At 70.1% G+C, this 23,905-nt stretch carries 21 protein-coding genes; 15 read left to right on the plus strand and 6 right to left on the minus strand.

The genetic code is table 11. From position 1 onward, the window contains the following. The first annotated feature begins 114 nt into the window (after positions 1-114). The 7 genes from LCN96_RS05750 (at position 115) to LCN96_RS05780 (ending at position 9,711) form a co-directional block, all read left to right on the plus strand. A complete protein-coding gene (locus LCN96_RS05750; protein WP_225271524.1) occupies positions 115-2,412 on the plus strand; it encodes a TIM-barrel domain-containing protein in 2,298 nt (765 codons plus the stop codon). A 17-nt stretch (positions 2,413-2,429) separates the two neighbouring features. Further along, positions 2,430-3,737 carry an ABC transporter substrate-binding protein gene (locus tag LCN96_RS05755; RefSeq protein ID WP_225271525.1) on the plus strand — a complete coding sequence of 436 codons (1,308 nt, stop codon included), beginning with the start codon at positions 2,430-2,432 and terminating at the stop codon, positions 3,735-3,737. Beyond that, complete coding sequence (locus tag LCN96_RS05760; protein WP_225271526.1) at positions 3,738-4,610, plus strand: carbohydrate ABC transporter permease; 873 nt, start codon at positions 3,738-3,740, stop codon at positions 4,608-4,610. Continuing rightward, positions 4,607-5,428, plus strand: a complete 822-nt coding sequence (locus LCN96_RS05765) for a carbohydrate ABC transporter permease (protein WP_225271527.1) — start codon at positions 4,607-4,609, stop codon at positions 5,426-5,428. The genes LCN96_RS05760 and LCN96_RS05765 overlap by 4 nt, the downstream gene beginning before the upstream one ends. Before the next feature lie 10 nt (positions 5,429-5,438). Further along, a complete protein-coding gene (locus LCN96_RS05770; protein WP_225271528.1) occupies positions 5,439-8,321 on the plus strand; it encodes a glycoside hydrolase family 3 C-terminal domain-containing protein in 2,883 nt (960 codons plus the stop codon). A 49-nt stretch (positions 8,322-8,370) separates the two neighbouring features. Then, positions 8,371-9,126, plus strand: a complete 756-nt coding sequence (locus LCN96_RS05775; RefSeq protein WP_225271529.1) for a hypothetical protein — start codon at positions 8,371-8,373, stop codon at positions 9,124-9,126. 63 nt (positions 9,127-9,189) lie between these two features. Further along, complete coding sequence (locus LCN96_RS05780) at positions 9,190-9,711, plus strand: DoxX family protein (protein WP_225271530.1); 522 nt, start codon at positions 9,190-9,192, stop codon at positions 9,709-9,711. On the opposite strand, the gene LCN96_RS05785 is transcribed toward LCN96_RS05780, so the two are convergent. Then, positions 9,646-10,416, minus strand: coding sequence for an SDR family NAD(P)-dependent oxidoreductase (locus tag LCN96_RS05785; RefSeq protein ID WP_225271531.1), 771 nt, complete (start codon positions 10,414-10,416; stop codon positions 9,646-9,648). The genes LCN96_RS05780 and LCN96_RS05785 overlap by 66 nt on opposite strands. Before the next feature lie 186 nt (positions 10,417-10,602). Here LCN96_RS05785 and LCN96_RS05790 point away from each other — a divergent pair, with 186 nt between their 5' ends. Beyond that, positions 10,603-13,275 (plus strand): cellulose binding domain-containing protein, encoded by a 2,673-nt coding sequence (locus LCN96_RS05790; RefSeq protein ID WP_225271532.1) that lies wholly within the window; start codon positions 10,603-10,605, stop codon positions 13,273-13,275. A gap of 70 nt (positions 13,276-13,345) precedes the next feature. Here LCN96_RS05790 and LCN96_RS05795 read toward each other — a convergent pair whose 3' ends face one another. Continuing rightward, positions 13,346-13,756 (minus strand): hypothetical protein, encoded by a 411-nt coding sequence (locus LCN96_RS05795; protein ID WP_225271533.1) that lies wholly within the window; start codon positions 13,754-13,756, stop codon positions 13,346-13,348. Positions 13,757-13,905: 149 nt separating this feature from the next. Between LCN96_RS05795 and LCN96_RS05800 the strand changes: the two genes are divergently transcribed. Next, positions 13,906-14,376 carry a hypothetical protein gene (locus LCN96_RS05800; RefSeq protein ID WP_225271534.1) on the plus strand — a complete coding sequence of 157 codons (471 nt, stop codon included), beginning with the start codon at positions 13,906-13,908 and terminating at the stop codon, positions 14,374-14,376. 58 nt (positions 14,377-14,434) lie between these two features. Beyond that, complete coding sequence (locus tag LCN96_RS05805; protein WP_225271535.1) at positions 14,435-15,544, plus strand: acetamidase/formamidase family protein; 1,110 nt, start codon at positions 14,435-14,437, stop codon at positions 15,542-15,544. 8 nt (positions 15,545-15,552) lie between these two features. Here LCN96_RS05805 and LCN96_RS05810 read toward each other — a convergent pair whose 3' ends face one another. Next, positions 15,553-16,134: a TetR/AcrR family transcriptional regulator gene (locus tag LCN96_RS05810; RefSeq protein WP_225271536.1), complete on the minus strand. Its 582-nt coding sequence runs from the start codon at positions 16,132-16,134 to the stop codon at positions 15,553-15,555. Positions 16,135-16,233: 99 nt separating this feature from the next. Between LCN96_RS05810 and LCN96_RS05815 the strand changes: the two genes are divergently transcribed. After that, a complete protein-coding gene (locus LCN96_RS05815; protein ID WP_225271537.1) occupies positions 16,234-17,094 on the plus strand; it encodes an NAD(P)-dependent oxidoreductase in 861 nt (286 codons plus the stop codon). Positions 17,095-17,187: 93 nt separating this feature from the next. Here LCN96_RS05815 and LCN96_RS05820 read toward each other — a convergent pair whose 3' ends face one another. Further along, positions 17,188-18,288 (minus strand): alcohol dehydrogenase catalytic domain-containing protein, encoded by a 1,101-nt coding sequence (locus LCN96_RS05820; RefSeq protein WP_225271538.1) that lies wholly within the window; start codon positions 18,286-18,288, stop codon positions 17,188-17,190. Between the two features lie 92 nt (positions 18,289-18,380). Here LCN96_RS05820 and LCN96_RS05825 point away from each other — a divergent pair, with 92 nt between their 5' ends. Further along, positions 18,381-18,863: an Lrp/AsnC family transcriptional regulator gene (locus LCN96_RS05825; RefSeq protein ID WP_225271539.1), complete on the plus strand. Its 483-nt coding sequence runs from the start codon at positions 18,381-18,383 to the stop codon at positions 18,861-18,863. A 116-nt stretch (positions 18,864-18,979) separates the two neighbouring features. Here the strand turns inward: LCN96_RS05825 and LCN96_RS05830 are convergent, their stop codons facing one another. Together LCN96_RS05830 and LCN96_RS05835 are read right to left on the minus strand one after the other, a co-directional pair. After that, positions 18,980-19,924, minus strand: coding sequence for an inositol monophosphatase family protein (locus LCN96_RS05830; RefSeq protein WP_225271540.1), 945 nt, complete (start codon positions 19,922-19,924; stop codon positions 18,980-18,982). Positions 19,925-19,941: 17 nt separating this feature from the next. Continuing rightward, on the minus strand, positions 19,942-21,072 hold the full coding sequence (locus LCN96_RS05835; RefSeq protein ID WP_225271541.1) for a hypothetical protein: 1,131 nt from the start codon (positions 21,070-21,072) through the stop codon (positions 19,942-19,944). Positions 21,073-21,296: 224 nt separating this feature from the next. Between LCN96_RS05835 and tgmA the strand changes: the two genes are divergently transcribed. From tgmA to tgmC, 3 genes are read left to right on the plus strand one after another with little or no spacing between them, the layout of a single operon-like run. Beyond that, a complete protein-coding gene (gene tgmA, locus LCN96_RS05840; RefSeq protein ID WP_225271542.1) occupies positions 21,297-21,626 on the plus strand; it encodes a putative ATP-grasp-modified RiPP in 330 nt (109 codons plus the stop codon). A gap of 6 nt (positions 21,627-21,632) precedes the next feature. Beyond that, complete coding sequence (tgmB, locus tag LCN96_RS05845; protein WP_225271543.1) at positions 21,633-22,595, plus strand: ATP-grasp ribosomal peptide maturase; 963 nt, start codon at positions 21,633-21,635, stop codon at positions 22,593-22,595. Further along, complete coding sequence (gene tgmC / locus LCN96_RS05850; protein WP_225271544.1) at positions 22,592-23,740, plus strand: ATP-grasp peptide maturase system methyltransferase; 1,149 nt, start codon at positions 22,592-22,594, stop codon at positions 23,738-23,740. Before tgmB ends, tgmC begins: the two co-directional genes overlap by 4 nt. Positions 23,741-23,905 lie beyond the last annotated feature (165 nt).

The raw sequence follows: 23,905 nt of genomic DNA on the forward strand, positions 1-23,905 counted from the left end.
CCCGGGCCGTCCTCCCTCATACCGGTCGTCAGAGCATGGTAACCCCGTTGACGTTTGTTGGTATGGACAGCAAACTAATTCACGAGTTGGCGCAGCCGTTCTGAAGGAGCATCCATGCCCTATCGCCCGCCGCTGGTCGCGCACGAGTACTTCGTCGCCGACCCGCCCGAGTTGCCGGTCCGTGAGCGGGGCGAGGGCGGCCTGTCGGCGCTCATCTCCGCCGAACTGGTCGCGGCCGACGGCGCCGAGGTACTGCTCAAGGCCGTCACCTCGGCGGAGGAGACGCTGGTCGTGCAGGTCGGCGCGGCGGGCGAGGGGATCATCAGGGTCAGGCTGTCGGAGGACGCGACCGCCAGGCCGCGCTCCGAGCGCGCCATCGGGCTGGTGTCGCCCGGCACGTACTCAGGGGCACGGGCCGAGGCGGCACCGGGCGCGCCGATCGTGGTCGACGCCGGCTCGCTGCGCGCCGAGATCAGCCTGCACCCGTGGCAGCTGCGCTTCACCGACGCGGCGGGGCGGACGCTGGTCGAGCAGGACAGGGGGCACATCGACATCAGCGGCCGGCTGCGGACGCTGCCCTTCGGGCGCTCCAGCTCGGCCGGTACGCCCGTGGCCTATCACGAGAGCTTCGTCGCCGCCCCCGACGAGGCGTTCTCCGGGTTCGGCGAGTCGTTCACCCGGCTGGACAAGCGCGGCCAGCGCCCGGTCATGTGGAACTTCGACGCCTTCGGGGCCGAGTCGCAGCGGGCGTACAAGAACGTGCCCCTCTACCTGTCCAGCAGAGGCTACGGCGTGCTCGTGGACAGCGGCGCGCCCATCGAGTTCGACGTGTGCCAGTCCACGCACAGCGCGGTGCAGATCGTGGTACCGGACGACGTGCTCGACTACTACGTGCTCGCCGGGCCGACGCCGCCCGAGATCCTGGACCGTTACGACCGGCTGACCTGCCGGCCGTCGCTGCCGCCGAAGTGGGCGTTCGGGACGTGGATCTCCTCCGGGTTCTGCGTGGACAGCCAGGAGCGGGTGCTGGCCAGGGCGCGCACGATCAGGGAGCGCGGCATCCCGTGCGACGTGCTGCACCTGGACACCTACTGGCAGGCCGACGGGCACTGGTCGGAGCTGAAGTGGGACGCCGTGAACTTCCCCGACCCGGACGGCATGCTGGCCGAGCTGGACGGGATGGGGTTCAAGGTCTGCCTGTGGATGAACCCCTACATCTCCCACCTGAGCCCCACGTTCCGGGAGGCCGCCGACGCCGGCTACTTCCTGAGGAATCAGGCGGGGCAGGTGTACGTCGCCGACTGCTGGCACGGCTCGTTCCCCGCCTGCGGGATCGTCGACTTCACCAACCCGGCCGCCGTCGAGTGGTTCCAGGGCCTGCTGCGCCCGCTGCTGCGGCAGGGCGTGGCCGTCTTCAAGACCGACTTCGCCGAGGGCGTGCCGAGCGACGCCGTGGCGCACAACGGGATGACCGGCGCCGACCTGCACAACGTCTACACGCTGCTGTTCAACGACGTGGTCGCCGGGGTCACCCGCGAGGTCAACGGGCACGACCTGGTCTGGGCGCGCTCGTCGTACCTGGGCGGGCAGCGCCACAGCGCCCAGTGGGGCGGCGACACCTACACCAGCTACGCCGCCATGGGCAGCACGATCAGGGGCGGGCTCGCGCACGGCCTGTCCGGCGTGCCGTTCTGGAGCCACGACGCCGGTGGCTTCACCGGGCGCCCCACCGACGACCTGTACGTGCGCTGGAGCCAGTTCGGCGCGCTGTCCCCGCTGCTGCGCCTGCACGGCACCACGACCCGGGAGCCGTGGGAGTTCCCCGAGGTCGAGGCGGCGGCCGTGGCCGCGCTCAAGCTGCGCTACCGGCTGATGCCCTACCTGTACTCGGCGGCCGTCGAGGCCGCGCGGACCGGCGCGCCGATGATGCGGGCGCTGTGCGTGGACCACCCGGACGACCCGGTGGCCTGGCAGGCGGACCTTGAGTACCTGCTCGGCCGCGACCTCCTCGTCGCCCCCATGACCGCACCGGAGGGCACCCGCCAGGTGTACCTGCCGCGCGGCCTGTGGGTGGACTACTGGACGTACGAGGTGCTGGAGGGCGCCCGTTACGTCACGGTCAGCAAGCCGCTCGACCAGATCCCCCTGTTCGTCCGGCACGGCGCGCTCATCCCCGTCCAGGAGCAGCGGGACACGGTGGACGTGCCGGCCGAGATCGCCCTCGTCGCCTTCGGGGGCGGCGACGGGCCTGTCGAGGTCACCGTCGAAATCCACGACGCGGACGGCGTGACGGTCGCCGCCGCCACCAGGGACGGCGAGGAGCTGCGTGTCGCCGTCACCGGCCCGAAGCGCGTCACCGGGGTGGAGCTCGCCCCGGTGGCCGGAGCTCCCGCGCGGGCCGTCATCTCGTAACACCCCCTGGAGGGATCATGGTCAGAATGAGAGGCGTGGCGGTGCTGGCCGCCGCCGCGCTCGCCCTGTCGGCGTGCGGCTCGGGAGGAGACTCGGGCACCCCCAGCCCGGCCGGCACCGAGCCGCGCGTGCTGAAGCTGTGGCACTACGAGACGGCCGACAGCGCCATGGGCAAGGCGTGGGCCGAGGCGATCAAGAAGTTCGAGGCGTCGCACCCGAACGTGACCGTCAAGTTCGAGGAGAAGGGCTTCGAGCAGATCCAGAAGACGGCCAGCATGGTGCTGAACTCCGACGAGGCGCCCGACATCATGGAGTACAACAAGGGCAACGCCACGGCCGGGCTGCTGTCCAAGCAGGGCCTGCTCACCGACCTGAGCGAGGAGGCCGCCAAGCGCGGCTGGGACAAGCTGCTGCCCGGCGGCCTGCAGACCACCGCCAAGTACGACGACCGGGGCGTGATGGGCTCCGGCAAGTGGTTCGGCGTGCCGAACTACGGCGAGTTCGTGATGGTCTATTACAACAAGGAGCTCTTCGACAAGCACAAGGTCGCGGTGCCGGCCACGTTCGAGGAGTTCACGGCCGCGCTCGACACCTTCGTCAAGGCCGGCGTGACGCCCATCTCCAACGCCGGCGCCGAGTACCCGGCGCAGCAGATCTTCTACCAGCTCGCGCTCACCAAGGCGCAGAAGCCGTGGCTGGAGGCGTTCCAGTCCTACAAGGGCAAGGTCGACTTCCACGGCCCCGAGTTCACCTACGGCGCCGACACCTTCGCCGACTGGGTGAAGAAGGGCTACCTCGCCAAGAACTCCTCCGGTCTGAAGGCCGAGGACATGGGCGTGGCGTTCATGAACGGCAAGTTCCCCGTCATGATCTCCGGAAGCTGGTGGTACGGCCGCTTCGCCTCCGAGATCAAGGACTTCGAGTGGGGGCACTTCCTGTTCCCCGGTGCCACGATGTCGCCCGGTTCGAGCGGCAACATCTGGGTCGTGCCCGAGAAGTCGGAGAACAAGGACCTGGCCTACGACTTCATCGACATCACGATGAGCAAGGAGATCCAGAACCTGCTCGGCAACTCCGGCGGTGTGCCCGTGGCCGCGGACCCGGCCGCGATCACCGACGCCAAGAGCAAGGAGCTCATCGAGACCTTCAACAAGCTGACCACCGCCGACGGGCTGGCCTTCTACCCCGACTGGCCCGCGCCCGGCTACTACGACGTGCTGGTGGCGGGGGTCCAGGAGCTCATCAACGGCAGCAAGACCTCGGCCCAGGTGCTGGACGACCTCGCCAAGCCGTACGAGGACAACCTCGCCGACCTTGGTAACTAGATGAGCGTTCGCACGAGCGGCAGACGGGGCTACTGGCTCTATCTGATCCCCAGCCTGCTGCTGTTCCTGGCCGTCATCGTCGTGCCGTTCCTGATGAACGTGGGCGCCAGCTTCACCCGCTGGTCGGGGGTGGGCACGCCCCGGTGGATCGGGCTCGACAACTACACCAGGCTGCTGGCCGACGAGCGGTTCTGGGAGTCGTTCCAGCACAATGTGGGGCTGATCGTGGCCATGGCCGTCGTGCCGACCATGATCGGCCTCGTGCTGGCGGCGGCGCTGTTCGACTACATCGGCAAGCGGTTCGGCGCGCGCACCGCCTCGGCGCTGCGCGCGATGTACTACCTGCCGCAGGTGCTGCCGGTGGCGGTGGCCGGCGTGGTGTGGGGCTGGATGCTGCACCCGTCGTACGGCGCGGTCAACCAGATCTTCGGGTTGGACCTCGACTGGCTCGGCGACCCCGACCTGGCGCTGGCCACGGTCATGGGGGTGATGGTCTGGTTCCAGCTCGGCTACCCGGTCGTCATCTTCATGGCCGGGCTGCAGCGCGTGGACCCGTCCTACTACGAGGCCGCCGAGATCGACGGGGCCTCGTGGTGGGCCAAGTTCTGGCACATCACGATCCCGCAGATCCGGCCGGAGATCTTCGTCGTGCTGCTGACGTGCACGATCGCCGCGCTGAAGGTGTTCGGGCCGATCTTCGTGCTGACCCGCGGAGGGCCGGGCAACGCGACCATGGTGCCGTCGTACTTCTCGTACCTGAACTTCTTCCAGAAGAGCAACGTCGGGTACGGCTCCGCGATCGCCACGGTGCTGGCGCTGATCATCGTCGTGGTGACGTTCCTGTTCCTGCGGGTCCAGGAGCGTGAGTCATGAGGGGCCCGGGCCGCTGGGCGGTGCTGCTCGCGCTGGTCGTGCTGGCCGTCGTGATGATCTTTCCGTTCCTGATCGTGGGCATGAACGCGGTCAAGTCGCCGGCCGAGTACAGCTCACAGGGGCCGCTGAGCCTGCCCGACGGGCTCTACCTCCAGGGGATCGTCGACTTCTGGAACAGGGTGGAGTTCGGCACGAAGCTCTGGAACAGCTTGCTCATCAGCGCGTCCGTGTCGGTGCTGGCGGTCGTGCTGTCGGTGCTCAACGCGTACGCGCTGGGCATCGGCAGGGTGCAGGGCCGGGTGTGGATCCTCGCGCTGTTCCTGGTGGCCAACACGCTGCCGCAGGAGGCCCTGGCCTATCCGCTGTACTACCTGGCCAAGGGCGTCGGCCTGTACGACACCCAGCTCTCGGTGATCATCGTGATGACCGCGATCCAGGCGGCGTTCGGCACGTACCTGCTGAGCGCGGTGCTGGGCCAGTTCCCGAAGGAGATCCTGGAGGCGGCGGCGATCGACGGCGCGGGGCGGCTGCGCTCGCTGTGGCGGATCGTGGTGCCGATCAGCCGGCCCACGATCAACGTGCTGCTGATCTTCTTCTTCATCTGGACCTGGAACGAGTTCTTCCTTCCGCTGATCTTCCTTATCTCGAACGACACCCAGACGGTGCCCGTCGCGCTCGGCGTGCTGCAGGGCGAGAAGTACATGGACGCCACCATGTCCAGCGCCTCGGCCCTGCTCGGCGTCGTGCCGGCGATCGCCTTCTTCCTGATCTTCCAGCGCACGCTGACCCGAGGTGTGACGGTCGGCGCCATCAAGTGATGGAGTCTCAATGCGAAAAACCCCATTATTAGCGGCTTTAACCCTCGCTGCGTCCCTGCTCTCCGCGCCCGCACAGGCCGCCGAGACCTACCCCTTCCAGAACCCGGCCCTGCCGCTGGAGCAGCGGGTCGAGGACCTGCTCGGCCGGCTCACCCTGGACGAGAAGCTGAGTCTGCTGCACCAGTCGCAGCCCGCGATCCCGCGCCTGGGCATCGCCTACCACAAGAACGGCACCGAGGCCCTGCACGGCGTCGCCTGGTCCAACCACCTCAATGACAACTGGAACCAGAAGTTCGCCAGCGGGACCGTCTTCCCGCAGGCGCTCGGCCTGGCCAGCACCTGGGACCCGGCGCTGATCAAGAAGGTCGGCTCGGCCGTCGGCGACGAGACCCGCGGCTACAACGCCGTGGACCCGGTGCTGTGGGGCCTGCAGGTGTGGGCGCCCGTGGTGGACCTGCTGCGCGACCCGCGGGCGGGCCGCAACGAGGAGGGCTACTCCGAGGACCCGCTGCTGACCGGCGCCATCTCGACGGCGTACGGCAAGGGGCTGCAGGGTGACGACCCCTTCTACCTGAAGACCGCGCCCGTGCTGAAGCACTACCTGGCCTACAACAACGAGACCAACCGCAGCCTGACCTCCTCCAACCTGACGCCCAAGCTGAAGCACGAGTACTACGAGCCGGCGTTCAAGGCGGCGATCTCGGCCGACGCGGCGACCGGCGTCATGGCGTCGTACAACCTGGTCAACGGGCGGCCCAACCACGTCAACCCGGACCTGAACGACGTCGTGCGGTCGTGGACCGACAAGACGCTCTACAACCCCAGCGACGCCTGGGGGCCGCACGCGCTCACCGACCTGGAGCACTACTACGACAACAAGCCCGAGGCGTTCGCCGCGGTGCTCAAGGCCGGGCTGGACAGCTTCACCATCGACAACAGCGACATCAGCGTGATGGTGACCAATCTCAAGGCCGCGCTCGACCAGGGCCTGCTCACCGAGGCGGACGTGGACAAGTCGGTACGCAGCGTGCTGAGCATCCGTACGAGGCTGGGGCACTTCGACCCGGACGGCGGCCCGTACAAGAAGATCGGCGCCGACGTGATCAACAGCGAGGCCAACAAGCGGCTCAACCGCGAGACGGCGGGCAAGGCCGCGGTGCTGCTGAAGAACTCCGGGGTGCTGCCGCTGGCCAAGCCGAAGTCCGCGGCCGTGGTCGGCCCGCTGTCGGCCAAGCTCTACCGTGACTGGTACTCGGGGCAGCTCCCGTACCAGGTGACGCCGCTGGACGGGATCAAGGAGCGGGTCCCCGGCGTGACCACCGGCGAGGGGCTGGAGCGCATCGCGCTCAAGCACCTCGACTCCGGCAAGTACGTCACCGCCACCGGCACCGGCCCGAACGACAACGCGACGCTCGCCGACACCGCACCCACCGCGGCCTCGCAGTGGGACCTCACCGACTGGACCGGCGGCGTGTCCACGCTGCGCAACGCGGGCAACGGCATGCTGCTCGGCGGCGACTGGCGCTCGCTCGACACCGACGACGCCGAGCCCGACGGCTGGTACGTCTCCCAGCAGTTCGCGCTGGAGAAGCAGGCCGACGGCAGCCACCTGATCAGGTACGCCGGGTACGAGACCGTCGAGGGCTGGTTCGCGCTGCCCGACGCCTACGTCGGGATCACCGCCGAGGGCGCGCTCGGCCTGGTGCCCAAGGCGCAGGCCGCGAAGTTCGCCAAGGAGGTCGTCTCCGACGGCGTCGCCGCGGCAGCCGCGCAGGCCGCCAAGGCCGAGGTCGCGGTCGTGGTGGTGGGCAGCCACCCGTTCGTGGCCGGGCGCGAGTTCCACGACCGCGACAACCTGCGGCTCGGCGAGGGCCAGCGGCGGCTGATCGAGGCCGTGCGCAAGGCCAACCCGCGCACGGTGGTGGTCCTGGAGACCAGCTACCCGGTGATCGTGGACGCGCCGACGCTGCTGTGGACCACCCACGCGGGCGCCGAGACCGGCCACGCCATCGCCGACGTGCTCTTCGGCGACGTCAACCCGGGCGGCCGGCTCACCCAGACCTGGCCGGCCACCGACGAGCTGCCGAGCCTGCTCGACTACGACCTGACCAAGACCGGCATGACCTACCTGTACGGCGACGACAAGCCGCTCTACGCCTTCGGGCACGGCCTGAGCTACACCTCCTTCGCCTACCAGGGCCTGCGCGCGCAGGGCGAGCGGGTGAGCGTGAAGGTCACCAACACCGGCAGGGTCAGGGGCGACGAGGTCGTCCAGCTCTACACCCACCAGCGCGAGTCCCGCTTCCAGCAGCCCGTCAAGCAGCTGCGCGGCTTCCAGCGGGTCACGCTGAACCCGGGCCAGTCGCGGACGGTCACCTTCACCCTGAAGAAGTCCGACCTGGCCGTCTGGGACCACACCCGCGACAAGTGGACGGTCGAGAACGCCACCCACGACCTCCTCGTCGGCTCCGCCTCCGACCGGATCCGCCAGTCCACGACGCTGCGCGTGTCCGGCGAGACCGTCCCCGTGCGCGACCTGACCAAGGTGACGCGCGCGATGGACTTCGACGACTACTCGGGCGTCGCCTTCGCCGACGAGAGCAAGGTGCGCGGCGAGGTCGTCGAGGGCTCGGCGGGCGACTGGGTGTCCTACACCGGCGCGTCCTGGGGCTCGCGGCTGACCGCCTCGGTCGCCTCGGTGGGCGGCGGCTCGTTCGAGGTGCGGCGCGGCTCGCCGACCGGCGCGCTGCTCGCGACCGTGCAGGTGCCCGCGACCGGCGGGATCTACCAGTACGGGACGGTGAACGCCGCGGTGAAGGCGGGCACCGGGAGCGTGTACCTGGTGTTCAAGGGCGACCTGCGGATCAAGGACTTCGCGTTCACCAGGTCGTGATCACGGGGCGGCAGAATCTGCGATCCACTCCGCGCACGAAGGGGAAACGATGAAGCGGACGATCGCAGTTGCCGTCATGGCGGCCATGACCACGGTCATGGCCGCCACCCCCGCCCAGGCGGACCCGGTCAGGGCCTTGCGGGCCGAGCTACGGGCGGGCAAGGGGGTGAAGTTCCGCGACGTCACGGCGTTGCTGCAGAACAAGGCGAAGATCGCGTTCCTGTGGCGCGCGGGGACGTGGCAGTTCGGCAAGCAGGGCGTCGTCGCCTCCGACATCACCGCCACGTACAAGCAGTACGACGGGGCGATGTTCGACTACATGCGAGGGCTCAAGGGTGGGCGCACGATCTGGGTCAACGGCAGCAGCTGGACCACGCACCCGGTCGGCGAGGCGCCCGAGGGCGGCACGTTCGAGAAGGACCCCTTCGGCATGACCGGTGGTCAGGTCGGCACCTACTCCCAGCTCGTGAACCCGGCCGAGCCCGCCACGCTCAAGATCCTGCTCCAGGGCAGGAAACAGGGCCGCACGTACGCGGGCCGGCTCAGCTACGCCGTGCTGGCGAAGGTGTCGCCGTGGTTCCGGGCGTCGTTCCCGTTCCACCAGGGCGACCGGACGGTGCTGCGGTACGAGCTCACGCTCGGGCCTGACAACCTCCCCCGCAGGCTCGTCACCTCGCATCCCGCCGCCAGCCACGTGTCCGCCGGCATCGAGGTCGGGGACGGCCGGTTCCGGGTCGAGACGACCTACACCGGCTGGGGCTCGAAAGTGAGCATCACGGCACCCCCGAAGAGCCGAATCGCTTGACTCCCTTGGATAGCAGTGTTATCTAGTAGAGCTAGGTAGTTCTGCTATCCAACGGAGGTTCCCGTGACTGTCATCGTCCTGCTGGTCGCCACCGTGGCGTTCCGGCTGCTCGGGCTGGCCGGCGTGCGCCGGTTCGGCACCTGGCGCGTGAGTGCCGCCCACGGCCTCGCGGTCATGCTCGTCATGACCGCGAGCGCCCACTTCGTCCCCGGCGACGTGACCTTCATGCCGAACTACGACGACATGGTGGCCATGGTGCCGTCGTTCGTGCCGTTCCCCGGCCTCATGGTGTACCTGAGCGGGGTGCTGGAGCTGGCCGGGGCCGTGGGGCTGGTGCTGGAGCGCACCCGCAAGCCCGCCGGGATCTGCCTGGCGCTGCTGTTCGTGGCGTTGCTGCCGGCCAACGTCAACGCGGCCCAGCTCGGCCTGGAGGACGTCGGGTCGCCGCTGTGGCAGCGGATCCCCGAGCAGGTCCTCTACATCGCGGTCGCGCTCTGGGGCGCGGGGCTCTTCACCCGCTCAGCGGACCGTCCAGCCGCCGTCGATCACCAGCGTGTGCCCAGTCACCAGGGAAGCGGCCGGTGAGGCGAGGAAGAGGACAGCGCCCGCGACGTCCATCGGCTCGCCGATGCGGTGCAGCGCCGCGATCCGCTCGATCACGTCGGCCTCGAACGCCGGGTCCGACAGGGCGGGCGCGGTGCCGGGCGTGCGGATGAAGGTGGGGGCGACGTTGTTCACGGTGATGCCGTGCGGCCCCCACTCGACGGCCAGGCAGCGGGTGAGGTGGGCGATGGCCGCCTTGGTCATGCAGTAGACGGACTCACCGGGCAGCGCCACCTCCCCCGCCTGCGAGCCGACGTTCACCATCCGGCCGTAGCCCTGCTCGATCATCGCCCGGCCCACCGCCTGGCTGGTCAGGAAGGTGCCCTTCAGATTCACCTGGAGGGTCCGGTCGAAGTCCTCCTCCGTCACCTCCTCGGCCGGGTTGCCGGGCGCGACGCCCGCGTTGTTGACCAGGATGTCGATCCTGCCGAACCGCTCCAGCGCGCTCCGCACGGCCGCCGCGATCTGGCCGGGGGCGGTCACGTCCATCTGCAGCGGCAGTGCGGCTCGCCCCATCCGCTCGATCTCGGCGCACAGCCCGCCGTCCGCCGCCGCGTCCCGCAGGCCCAGCGCGACGTCGGCGCCGGCGTTCGCCAGCGCCAGCGAGATCGCCCGGCCGAGACCCCGCGCCGCGCCCGTGACCAGCGCGATCCTGCCGTCCACCCGGTACTCGGGGAAACCCGTCATGATGCCCCTTAATTGGTTGTATGTCCAAACTATTGACCTGTCTTGCGCGCGTGTGTGAGCCTTCTGTGTGAAAGCTCATGCGCGAAGGCGCGGCGACGGTCAGGGTCGGTGCACTCTGCTCGTGCATGGCGGTCATCTGACGCCTTTGGGGCGCCTTCCGGCGTGCCTGGAAAGGAAGAGCCGCGCATGCGAAAGAGATTATTCGTCATGCTCGCGACCGCCGCCGTCCTGCTCGTGGCGGCCGTGGTGCGGATGTCTCCGGTCTCGGCGGTCGCCGCGGACCCGTACACGTACAAGAACGTGCGGATCGACGGCGGGGGCTTCGTGCCCGGGATCATCTTCAACCCGACGGAGCGCAACCTCATCTACGCCCGCACCGACATCGGCGGCGCGTACCGGTGGAACCAGTCCACCAAATCCTGGACCCCGCTCCTCGACTGGGTCGGCTGGGACAAGTGGGGCTACAACGGGGTGATCAGCATGGCCACCGACCCCGTGCAGACCAACCGCGTGTATGCCGCCGTCGGCATGTACACCAACTCCTGGGACCCGAACAACGGCGCCATCCTGCGCTCCACCGACAAGGGCGACACCTGGCAGGTCACCGCGCTGCCGTTCAAGCTGGGCGGCAACATGCCGGGCCGCGGCATGGGCGAGGCCCTGTCGGTGGACCCCAACGACAACCGCGTCCTCTACTTCGGCGCGCCCAACGGCAACGGCCTGTGGCGCAGCACCGACTACGGCGCCACCTGGTCGAAGGTGACGAGCTTCCCCAACGCCGGCAACTACGCCCAGGACCCCAGCGACCCCAACGGCTACCTCAGCCACCGGCCCGGCGTCGTCTGGGTGACCTACGACAAGCGCTCGTCCACCGCCGGCACCGCCACCAGGACCATCTACGTGGGCGTCGCCGACAAGGACAACACGGTCTACCGCACCACCGACGGCGGCGCCACCTGGTCCCGGCTGGCCGGGCAGCCCACCGGCTACATCGCGCACAAGGGCGTGCTGGACACCGTCAACGGCTACCTCTACCTGGCCACCAGCGACACCGGCGGACCGTACGACGGGGCCAAGGGCGACGTGTGGCGCTACGCCACCGCCACCGGCACCTGGACCCAGATCAGCCCCATCCCGTCGTCCAGCGCCGACGACTACTTCGGCTACAGCGGCCTGACCATCGACCGCCAGGACCCGGCCACCATCATGGTGGCCACGCAGATCTCCTGGTGGCCGGACGTCATCTTCTTCCGCTCCACCGACTCGGGCGCCACGTGGACGCGCGTCTGGGACTGGACCTCCTACCCCGACCGCTCCTTCCGCTACAAGATGGACGTCTCCGCGAACCCGTGGCTGACCTTCGGCACCAACCCGCAACCGCCCGAGGTCACGCCCAAGCTCGGCTGGATGACCGAGTCGCTGGAGATCGACCCGTTCGACTCCAACCGGATGATGTACGGCACCGGCGCCACCATCTACGGCACCGAGGACCTCGGGCTGTGGGACTCCGGCGGCCAGTTCACGATCAGGCCCATGGCCAAGGGCCTGGAGGAGACGGCCGTCCTCGACCTGATCAGCCCGCCGAGCGGCGCGCCCCTGGTCAGCGGCCTGGGTGACATCGCCGGCTTCCGCCACACGAGCCTGGACGCCGTACCGTCCATGATGTTCACCCAGCCGAACTTCACCTCCACCACCAGCCTCGACTACGCCGAGAAGGCGCCCTCGATCATGGTCAGGGCCGGCAACTTCACCGACGCCGACCGCCCGAACGACAGCCACGTGGCCTTCTCCACCGACGGCGGCGCCAACTGGTTCCAGGGCAGCGAGCCCGGCGGGATCAACGAGGGCGGCACGGTCGCCGCGGCGGCCGACGGCTCCCGCTTCGTCTGGGCGCCCAAGGGCGTGACCCCCGTCTACTCCGTCGGCTACGGCAACTCCTGGCAGCCCGCCTCCGGCCTGCCCACCGGCGCCACCGTGGAGTCGGACCGGGTCAACCCGATGAAGTTCTACGGACTCAGCGGCGGCCGCCTGTACGTCAGCACCAACGGCGGCGCCACCTTCACCGCCACCGCCGCGACCGGCCTGCCCGCGACCGCCACCAAGTTCAAGGCCGTGCCCGGGATCGAGGGCGACCTGTGGCTGGCCGGCGAGGGCGGCCTGTGGCACTCGACGAACAGCGGCGCCTCCTTCACCAAGGTGTCCGGGGTGACGAGCTCCGTCAACGTCGGCTTCGGCAAGGCCGCGCCCGGCGCCACCTACCTGGCGATCTACGCCGTCGCCACCGTGGACGGCACCACCGGCCTGTACCGCTCCGACGACGGCGGCTCGACCTGGGTGCGCATCAACGACGACAAGCACCAGTGGGGGAACATGGGCGAGGCGCTGACGGGCGACCCGCGCGTGTACGGCCGCGTCTACCTGGGCACGAACGGCCGCGGCATCATCTACGGCGACCGCACCGGCCCACCGGTCACCGTCACCCCGACCGTCACCCCTACGGTCACGCCCACTGTGACCCCGACCGTCACCCCGACCGTCACCCCGACCACCGGGACGGGCTGCACGGCCACCTACAAGCCGGGCAACTCCTGGCCGGGCGGCTTCCAGGCCGAGGTCGCGGTCCAGAACACCGGCACCTCCGCCATCACCGGCTGGCGGGTGACGTGGACCTGGCCCGGTGACCAGAAGATCACCCAGATCTGGAGCGCCACGCAGACGCAGAGCGGGGCGAACCTCACCGCCGTGAACGCCGGCTACAACGGCAACCTCGCGGCCGGCGCCTCGACGTCGTTCGGCTTCAACGGCAGCTACACCGGCACCAACACCCCACCCGCCACCCTCACCTGCACCCCGGCATAGGAGGCCGGGCGCCGCTCGCAGCCTGGCGAGCGGCGCCCTACCTGCTGCCTACGCCCGCCCTGCCTGCCCCTCAAGCGGCATCGAGGGCTTCGGTGATCTTGGCGGCCATGTCGGCCATGACGGGGCTGGTCGGGCCCTGCTGGGACCGGCTGGCGGCCTCGACGGCGACGAGGACGGTCCGGCGGAAGTTGCCGGCCTCCTCCGGAGCCTGCCGCCTGAGCAGGCTCATGGACGCGGTCAGGGCCGGCAGTACCTGGTCGGCCAGCGTGGCGACCGTCCTGCCGTACTTCACGCCCTTCGGCGCCTTGGCCAGCACGTGCCCGACGAGGCCGGTCGCGGAGGTCAGGGCGATGGACCCGTCGGTGCCCGCCTTGTGCGCCGAACCGGCGGCGCCGGCGGCGGACATCAGGGAGACGGCGCCCCAGCCGGCGAGCCGCAGGGTGTGCTGGTCCTGGTCGGTGAGGGTGAGGGTGGTGGTCATGGCGGTGTGCTCCTTCACTTCGCTCGGCCGAACCGTTCGGCTGATGACACTGACTTTCGCCGACCGCCCTGATGCGGGGCCGTCACCGCCCTGACGCAGCCGCTGACACGAGCCCGGTTGCCCTGCGGCCCCCCGGGTAGCAGCCCTCCATGCACACAGTCGTCAGAAGCCTGATCGCGGGCGCGGCCGGCACCAGCGCGCTCAACCTCGCCACCTACCTCGACATGGCGATCCGGGCCCGCGGCGCCAGCACCACCCCGCAGCAGGCCGTGGCGAAGCTGACCGACCTCACGGACGTCAGCCTCGGCGACGGCGAGCAGGCCGAGAACCGCAAGGAGGCCCTCGGCTCCCTCCTCGGCTACGCCACGGGCGCGGGCGCGGCCCTCTGCTACGCCCTGCTCGCCGCGCGCCGCCGCCCGTCCCGGCCGCTGGGGATCGCGGCCCTGACGGCCCTCGCCATGGCCGGCTCGAACGTCCCGCTCACCGCCCTCGGGACGACGGACCCGCGCGAGTGGCCGGCCTCGGCGTGGATCTCGGACGCCGTCCCGCACCTGGCGTACGGGATCACCGCGTACGCGGCTTACGAGCTGCTGAGGCCCTCCCGGCGGCCATCGTCTTGACAGGCGGGAGCGGCGGGCGAAGCGTGACGCTCACACGCGCAACCCGAGGGGCCCCGCCATGGCCGTACACGAGATCCGCATCGACCCCGCCCGCCCTCTCCGCGACGAACCCGCCACCGGCCACAACCGCTGGCACCCGGACATCCCGCCCGTCGTCCGCTGCGCCCCCGGCGACGAGGTCGTCATGGAGACCAGGGACGCCTTCGACGGACAGATGGGCCCGGACGCCACGCTGAAGACCGTCGAGGCCCCCGACCTCGATCTCGTCCACCCGCTCACCGGCCCCGTCCACGTGGACGGCGCGCGACCGGGCGACCTCCTGGAGATCGAGATCCTGGAGATCGTCCCCGACACCTACGGTTACACGGTGCAGGTGCCCGGCTTCGGGTTCCTGCGCGAGGTGTTCCCCGAGCCGTTCATCGTGCGCTGGCACCTCGCTGACGGCTGGGCGACCTCGGACGACCTGCCGGGCGTGCGCATCCCGGCGGCCCCGTTCATGGGCACGATCGGCCTCTCACCCGGTCACGCCGCCCTCGCCCGGATCACCGCCCGCGAGCAGGCGGCCCTGGAACGCGGCGGCTTCGTCCTCCCGCCCTCCCCGGACGGCGCCGTCCCCGCCACCGTCGGACGGACCGGCCTGCGTACGATCCCGCCCCGCGAGCAGGCGGGCAACGTGGACATCAAGCAGCTCGGCGCCGGCACCCGCCTGTACATCCCGGTGGACACGCCGGGCGCGCTGTTCTCGGCCGGTGACGCCCACTTCGCGCAGGGCGACTCGGAGGCGTGCGGCACGGCGATCGAGATGCGGGCGACGCTGCGGGTGCGGTTCGCCCTGCATCCGGGTGAGGCGGCGGCCAAGGGCGTCAAAGGCCCGCGCTTCGCCCGGTCGGACTACTGGGTGGCACCCTCGTACGCCGCTCCGCGCCGCTTCTACGCGACCACCGGGATGTCGGTGAGCCGGGACGGGGAGGTGGCGGCCGAGGACGCGACGCTGGCGGCCCGGAACGCGTTGCTGGAGATGATCTCGCATCTGGGGGATCGGGGGTGGAGTCCGCAGCAGGCGTACGCGATCTGCAGCGTCGCGGTGGACCTCAAGGTGAGCCAGCTCGTGGACGTGCCCAGCTTCCTGGTCTCGGCCTTCCTGCCGGAGGACATCTTCACGGGCTGACCCGCACCTCACCGGTAGGAGTCGATGAGCCGCGCGAGGTGCCGGCCCGCGATCTCCAGCGGCGCCTCGCTCTGCGACACCTGCGCCGACAGCTCGGCCCCCTCCAGCAGGTTGATCACGGTGTGGGCGAGCTCGTGCGCCACGTCGTCGGCGAAACCGGAGCGGGTGAGCTTGTCGCGCACCAGCGCGCGCCAGTGCTCGTAGGCGTCCTCCGCCGCCTGCTGGATCTCGGGCTCCCGGCCGACGCTCTCCAGCGCCGTGGTGGTGACGGGACAACCATCCAGCCAGCCGGACTCGCGCAGCCCTTCGGCCAGGTCGCGGGTGCAGGCGGCGAGGGCCGCGGCCGGATCGTCCTCCCGCTCGAAGGCCGCGCGCAGGAACTGCGCGAACTCCCTGTCACCGTGGCGCACGGCCTCCACCGCCAGCTCCCGCTTGCCGCCGGGGAAGAAGTGGTAGACCGAGCCGAGCGTGGCCCGCGCCTCCTGGGAGATCTGCTTGAGGCCCGTCGCCTCATACCCCTGCTGCTGCATCAGGCGAGAGGTCGTCCGGACGATCCGCTCCCGGGTGCCGAGCTCGTGCTGGGTCCGCATGGCTCCCATCGTACTGGATAGAGCGTTCGTTCTAGTCATGTGCTACGGTTCCTCTAAATAGAGCGTTCGTTCTAGCGAGCCGCATGAAGGAGAGCGTGCATGAACAGCGTGACCGTGATCGGGCTGGGCCCCATGGGCCAGGCCATGGCCGCCGCCTACCTCGGCAGGGGCTACGAGGTGACCGTGTGGAACCGTACCGCCGCCAGGGCGGACGAGCTGGTGGCGCGGGGCGCGAAGCGGGCGGAGTCCGTCGAGGCGGCGCTCACCGCCAGCGAGCTGGTGGTGCTGAGCCTGATCGACTACGACGCGATGGACGCCGTCCTCGCCCAGGCCCCGCCTGCCGTCCTGGCCGGGCGCACCCTCGCCAACCTCACCTCCGACACCCCCGACAGGGCCCGCCGGGCGGCCGCGTGGCTGGCCGAGCGCGGGGCCGTGCAGATCACCGGCGGCGTCCAGGTGCCGCCTCCGGCCATCGGCACGCCGGACGCCATGACGTACTACAGCGGCCCCAAGGACACGATCGAGGCGCACCGGGCGGCGCTCGAGGTGCTGACCGGGATCGACTACCTCGGTGAGGACCCTGGGCTGGCGGCGCTGTACTACCAGATCGGGATCGACATGTTCTGGACGGCGCTGGCCGGTTACCTGCACGGCCAGGCGGTGGCGGAGGCCAACGGCATCTCGGCCGAGGAGTTCCTGCCGCAGGCGGTGAAGACCATGGACATGCGGTACTTCCTGGAGTTCTACGCGCCCCGCATCGCGGCGGGCAACCATGAAGGGGAGGTCGATCGCGTGTCCATGGGAGTGGCGAGCCTGGAGCACGTGCTGCGCACCACGCAGAGCGCGGGCGTCGACGACACGCTGCCCGCCGCCGTCCTGGAGCTCTTCCGCCGGGGCGTCACCGCCGGCCACGGGCAGGACAGCCTGACCAGCCTGATCGGGGTGATGAAGAGCGGCTGACGCGCCACGCGTTCCAGCGCCGGGCCGCGGCCGAGGGTGGAGATGAGCAAGTTGTGTGGGAAGACCGTGAAGGTGGTTCCGGTCTGAGGCGTCTCACGGCCGCACCAGTGCCTTGATGGCCCGGCGCGCGTCCATCTCCTGATACCCGGCGGCGACCTCCGCCAGCGGCACCTCCACCGTGAACACCGCGGATGGGTCGAGCGTCCCGTTCAGGACGTCCGCCATCAGCGGCTCCAGGTAGCGGCGCACCGGCGCGACGCCTGCCCGCAGGGTGATGTTGCTCCGGAAGAAGCGGTACAGGTCCACCGCGTGCACGCCGTTCGGCACCCCGACCGAGCCGATCGTGCCGCCGGGGCGGGTGAGGGACAGGGCTAGGTCGAGCGCCGGCTGCGTTCCGACGCATTCGGCGACCGCCCCGAAGCCACCGCCGGTCCGGCCGACCAAGTCAGCGACGGCGTCCATGGCGCTCAGTGCGGCGGTGCCCGTGGCGTTCCGCGTGGCGATGTCTGGGGCGTTCAGTGTGACGACGTCCGTGGCGTTCAGCGTGACGACGTCCGTGGCGCCGAAGTCGCGGGCGAGCGCCAGCCGGTCCGGGTGACGGCCGATGGCCGTGATGCGGGCGGCGCCCGCCCGGCGGGCGGCCAGCACCGCGCACAGCCCCACCGCCCCGTCCCCGATCACCGCCACGGCCGATCCGGGCCGCACGCCCGCCAGGACGCAGGCGTGCTGGCCGGTGGACAGCACGTCGGTGAGCGGCAGCAGCCGGCGCAGCAGTTCGTCGTCCGCCGACGCCCGCACGGGCACCAGCGTGGCGTCGGCGAACGGCACCCGGACGGCCTCCGCCTGCCCGCCCCCGTTCGCACCGCCCCAGAAGCCGCCGTTGACGCACGACGTGAAGACACCCTCGCCGCAGGGCGGGCACGTCCCGTCCGAGAACGCGAACGGCGCCAGCACCACGTCGCCACGGCGCAGCCCGGTGACCTCACGCCCCACGTCCTCGACGACGCCGAGCCATTCGTGCCCCATCCGATCGCCGGGCCTGAACGCCTCCTGCCCCCGGTAGGGCCACAGGTCGGAGCCGCAGACGGCGGCCAGGGCGACGCGTACGACGGCGTCGGTGGGCTCGATGAGGCAGGCGTCGGGAACGTCGACGACGCGCACGTCGCCCACCCCGTGCAGGACAGCGGCTTTCATGGCGCCCAACCGTATGTCGGCCGGCCCCGCCCAGCCCATAGCATGTCGAAGGTCAACAGTACTCCACGCCTGCGATCAGGAGGTATCCGAGGATGTCATCCGTCGGATCGTCGATGGACGCCGTCGACCTGCGGATCGTTCGCGAGCTGACCAGGGACGCGCGGCTCACCCACGCCGAGCTCGGCCGCCGGGTCAGCCTCAGCAGGCCCGCCGTCGCCGAGCGGGTGCGGCGGCTGGAGGAGCTCGGAGTGATCACGGGGTACGGCGCGCACGTGGACCTCGGCCGCCTCGGGCTGCCGCTCCAGGCCCGCGTCTCGCTGCGCCCGCGCCAGCGCCCGGCCAAGGGCGCGGAACGGCTCAGGGAACGGCTGCTCGCGATGGGCCAGGTGCTGTCGTGCGTGCACGTCACGGGGGAGAACTGCTACGAGCTGGCGATCGCCGTCCGCGACGCCGCGCACCTTGAGCAGGTGATCGAGCAGTTGAGCGAGCTCGGCGACACGACCACGGCGGTGGTGCTCTCCGAGACCGTCACCCCACGGGACGTGGACGTCACCGCCTGGACGCGCGCCGGCTGATCGCCCGGTCCTGGATCGACGCTGAGGGCTCCCGGCACGCGGAATCCCCAGGCGTTCCGGGTTTCGTCGGCGGCGGAGGCGGGTGTTCTCCGAACTCCGAGGAAGGGAGAGCCTGATCAGGAGTCGATCGGCGCGACGCTCAGGGCGGCGAGAATGTCCTGGGCGAGAGGCAGGCCGGAGGCCGCGACGAACTTGTACCGACGATCCATGGCCTTCGTGATCTCGGCGATGGACCCGAAGGGATAGGCCAGCGGGACGGGCCGGCCACGGAGATCGAGGACGGTTCCTCCAGCGGCCTGGAGGATGTAGTGCCCCGGAGCGAGATCCCAGGTCGCGAACCCCTTCGCGAACTCGACCATGCCGTCGCTGAATCCAGCGGCTACGTGGCACAGGCCGATCGAGCCGAAGTCCACGCCGATCCGGCCCCGGCCGGGTCCTTCCGCTGAAGGGCGGCTCAACTCCGCCAGCAGCCCGCTCTGCCGCGCGAGCGGGACGAACCGTTCGGTGGGCTTCATGAGGAAGTTCGTGATCAGGGACTCGGCGAGCGGTGCCGAGCGGCCCAGCCGGAGCGGGTACGCGGTGCCGTCCTGAGCGAGGACGAAGGCGGCGTCATGCCCGTCGTCGGCCTGGGCCGCGACATAGATCTGCAGGTGGTGGAACAGGTCTCCCACGACGGCCGCGATCGGCCGGGCGAGGCCGCGCGAGTAGACGAGCACGTGCGTGTAGCCGTACAGCGCACGAACGGCCAGCTCGCTGGTGTCGAGCGGGTCGACCAGCACGCACAGGTCGGGGTCCGGATCGTCCCCGATGACCTGCGGGTCGGCCTCCTCCGAGGCGTAGACGTAGGACGGGAGGATCTCGGTCAGCAACTCCCGGTAACGCTCGTGCGCCCACAGGTCGTACGTGGACAGGAAGTTGCCGGCATGCCGGACGTTGCGGCTCTCCGAGCGGTCACCCGACAGCGCCGCGTCGATGAGCCGCGGGCGCAGCTCACGGATCACCGTGGCCACGAGCTCGGTGAGCTGCCCGGCGAGGGGGGAGAGGGTGTGCTCGGCTGTCACGACGTACCTCCGTGCCGTCAGCGTAGCTCCAGGGGCGGCTCGATCCCGGGCGGGCTCATCGTGGCCGCGATGAACACGGCCTTGAAGGCCGCGGCTCGCATGATCCCCGCGCCGGTGAGGTCGTCGAAACCGGCCACCGCGAGATCCTGCTCCTTCGTCATGGCGCCGAAGACCGCGAAGTAGAGCTCCGCGCCGGGATAGCGATGGCGGATCTCCCGGCTGACGAAGCCGACCACGTCCGCGTGCTTGACCTCGAAGTCGCACAGGACGATCGACGGGGCCTCAGGCAGGTCCGGATACAGCGAGGCCGGATCGAGGGTGATGGAGTCCCGCATCTTGGTGCACTTGAGGTATCCGATGGGGCAGCGGCCGAACTGAGCGGAGGCCAGGAAGACCGCCATGACGAGGCCGGCCTCGTTGATCCCGAAGCAGGCGTCGACGTCCACCCGGCGGCCGACGTTCTTGATCTGCCTGATGAGGGTCTCGATTCCGTAGCCGAAGGCCGACCAGCTCTGGTTGAGCAGCAGGCCCGGCCTCGGATTCGGCAGTGTGTAGAGGAGTCTGTCCGGATTGCCGTAGGCCATGGTGGGGACGTTGAGGGCGAAGTGCGGGCCGGCGAGATCGTTCACGGTGCGGTCCGCTTGATCGCCTGCGCGCTCCGCGTACCGGTCAGGGGTCGGCACATCGTGAGGTGGGCCGGGGCTCGCGTGTCTCTCCAGGCAGAACTGGTCTTCAGGGGCCAGGCGCTCGTACGTCTCGGCGACGAGATCCATGGGATGGACGCGTTCACCCGAGACGCCGAGCGGCCCGCCGCCGTATGCCGTCGCGAGGATCACCAGGCTGGCGAAGCTGGGAGGTGAGCCGGCGCCGCCCCGCTCGCGCGCCCACGTCTCCCAAGCGTTGATCGTGGTGCCTCCGAGGCTCGTCTGGTGACCTGTCGTCTCGTTGTACCGCTTGGCGGCCTGCGTCTGAGAGAGCCCGCACACGTAGCGGTAGGCCTGAATCAGCGGTATTTCCGGATACTGGGTTAACAGCTCGATCGCGGCGCTCTTGACGGATCTGACTCTCTTCCAGATTTCGCACCCTCTGTGTGCGAGTTTGCGCCCCACGATTTGAGGGCTTTCCTGCGCCGTGTGCCGAGTACGCATGCGTACCCTCCTTCCAGATGCGAGGCCAAATTACCCATGCGGGTGGGAGACCGCTGGAGATCCACGAAAACCCGCAGGCAGGGGTCACCTTGAGATCCGATCGTGGGCGCACCTTCCCATGGGTGCCAATCGGGCCGCTCCAGCCCTACGGTTCGAGCACGTCGCCGAAAATGAGCACCCGGCGACGAAGGCCCAGCACTCGCTCGAAAGATGGGAATGCAGATATGTCGCACAGCCCGAAATTCGCGAATGTGGAGTCCACTCCTACGGAAAAGGCCGCTGCCGGCGTGACCCGCCCGTGGGGTGTGTCGCGCATGGCCCCGTTCCCGAGGCAGGACGGAGGTGTCCCCCATGCCGCGTACCTCGTTCGGCTGGACCCGGTGACGCAGACGGGCGTCTACACCGACCCGGTCACCCACCGGCCGATCGAAGCCGGCAGGCACGGCACGAACAGGCAGAAGCCCAGCCCGACCGCGCCGCCGACCGGTGACGGGCAGGACGAGAACGCACCCCGTGGCAAGCCGGACAGCACCACCGACTGGGTGCAGGACTGATCCCGGATGAGCACGACCGTCCTGGTGATCGCCTGTTCGGACGACCCGACCGCCGATCTGGTGCTGGACGAACTGCACGAGAGGGACGCCCGGGTCGTACGGTTCGACCCGGGTGCCGACTTCCCCGCCGAGATCGCCTTGTCGGCCACGTTCGACAGCTCGGGCCTGGCAGGCTCGATCGAGACCCCCACCCGTCACCTGGACCTGTCCGGCGTGGGCGCCGTCTACTGGCGCCAGCCCACGCCCTACCGGCCCGCGCCCGGGCCTGACCAGAGCAGCGCGGCATGGGCGGCGGACCAGGCCAGATTCGGGCTGGGAGGCGTGCTGGCCGCCCTCCCGGACGCGTTCTACCTCAACCATCCGTTCCGCAACCGGGACGCCGAGTACAAGCCGCTCCAGCTCACAGCCGCCGCCGCCTCCGGCTTGAGCGTCCCGCGCACCCTGATCACGAACCGGCCCGACAGGGCCCGTGGCTTCGCCGCGCAACCGGGCGGCACGGTGTTCAAGCCGCTGTGGTCCACGCCCTACAGGACCGAGGACGGGAAGTGGCGGACGATCTGGGCGCATCCCATCGGCGCCGAGGAGCTGGACCAGTCGGTCTCCGGAGCGGCGCACCTGTTCCAGCGGCAGGTGGACAAGGTGGCCGACATCCGGGTGACGATGGTGGGCAGCCAGGTCTTCCCGGTCCGGGTGAACGGGGCTCCGGCGCTGGACTGGCGGCTGCACTACGACTCACTCACCTACGAGGTCGTCGAAGCGCCCGCGGCCGTCGTCGCAGGCATGCGTGCCTACCTCGACCGGCTCGGCCTGGTCTTCGGCGCGTTCGACTTCTGTCTGACCGGGGACGGCACCTGGGTATTCCTGGAATGCAACCCCAACGGGCAATGGGCGTGGTTCGATGACCCCGTCCCCAGCGAGATCGCCGGCGCCATCGCCGACGCGCTGACGTGCGGAAAGGGGTCGTCATGAGCGACGCAGCCGGGCGGCTCCGGCAGGAGCTGGCGGCGCTGCTGGTCGAGGGGGGCGCCCTGACCGATCCCGGCTGGCGCAGGGCGGTGGAGGTCGTGCCGCGCGAGCGGTTCCTGGGCGAGGCCGTCTTCCACCAGGACGAGGGGATGGCCGGGGACGAGTGGCGCCCCCTGCTGCGCAGCAGCCTGTCCGAAGAGGAGTGGCTGGAACTGGCCTACTCGGACCAGACGTGGGTCACGCAGGTGGACGGCATCCCTGCAGAAGCGGCCGGCCACACCGTCGCGGGGAGCCCCACATCGTCCTCCACCATGCCCAGTCTGGTCGTCAGGATGCTGGAACGAGCGGGCATCGGCGACGCCGAGAAGGTCCTGGAGATCGGGACGGGCACGGGCTACTCCACCGCGCTGCTGTGCGAGCGCCTGGGCGACGGGCTGGTGACCAGCGTCGAGTACGACCGGCACGCCGCCGCCCGCGCCCGCCAGGCGCTGGAGGACACCGGACACGCGCCCACCCTCGTCACGGGCGACGGCCTGGCCGGCCACGACGGGAACGTCGAGTACGACCGGCTCATCGCGACCTGCTCGGTGCGGTACATCCCCATGGCCTGGATGGAGCAGGTGCGCGACGGCGGCACCATCACCGCACCCTTGTCCGGATGGCTGCCGGGTCATGCGCTGGCCCATCTCACCCTGGCTGAGGACGGCACCGCCAGCGGCCGGTTCCTGCCCGACGGCGTGTCGTTCATGCCCGCTCGACCGCATGCCCGGCCACCGCGATCGTCGTTCGTGATCGGCCTCGGCGACGAGCGCGAGAGCGTGATCGACCCGAACGTGCTGGACGACGCGACCGGCAGGTTCGTCGCCCAGCTCGGCGCGCCGTCGGCGGAGAAGCTGGGGCTGGGCGACGAGGTGATCCTGCTCGATGTCGCGACAGGCTCGCAGGCCAGTACGCGTCGTCGGGGGGAGGGGTGGGTGGTGCGGCAGCATGGGCCGCTGCGGCTGTGGGATGGGGTGGAGGATGCGGTTGTGACCTGGTTGGGGGCGGGTGGGCCGCCTCGGTCGGGTTTCGGGCTCACTGTGACGCGTACTGGTCAGCGGGTGTGGCTCGGTGATCCTGAGGGGCCGGGGTGGAGCTTGCCTGTGTGAGGGGGGCGCTCGGTGGTGGTGCTTCTCGCGCCATCGGTATGCCCCCTGGTCTGGGCATGACCGGGAGAGTGCGAGAGGGCTGGAAAGCCCTCTCGCACCGGGTCTCGTGGCGCAGCCACGAGACCCGGATGAACACAGCCCGAGCCGAAGGCGAGGCCCGGTTAC

The organism is Nonomuraea gerenzanensis (assembly GCF_020215645.1).
GTDB lineage: Bacteria > Actinomycetota > Actinomycetes > Streptosporangiales > Streptosporangiaceae > Nonomuraea > Nonomuraea gerenzanensis.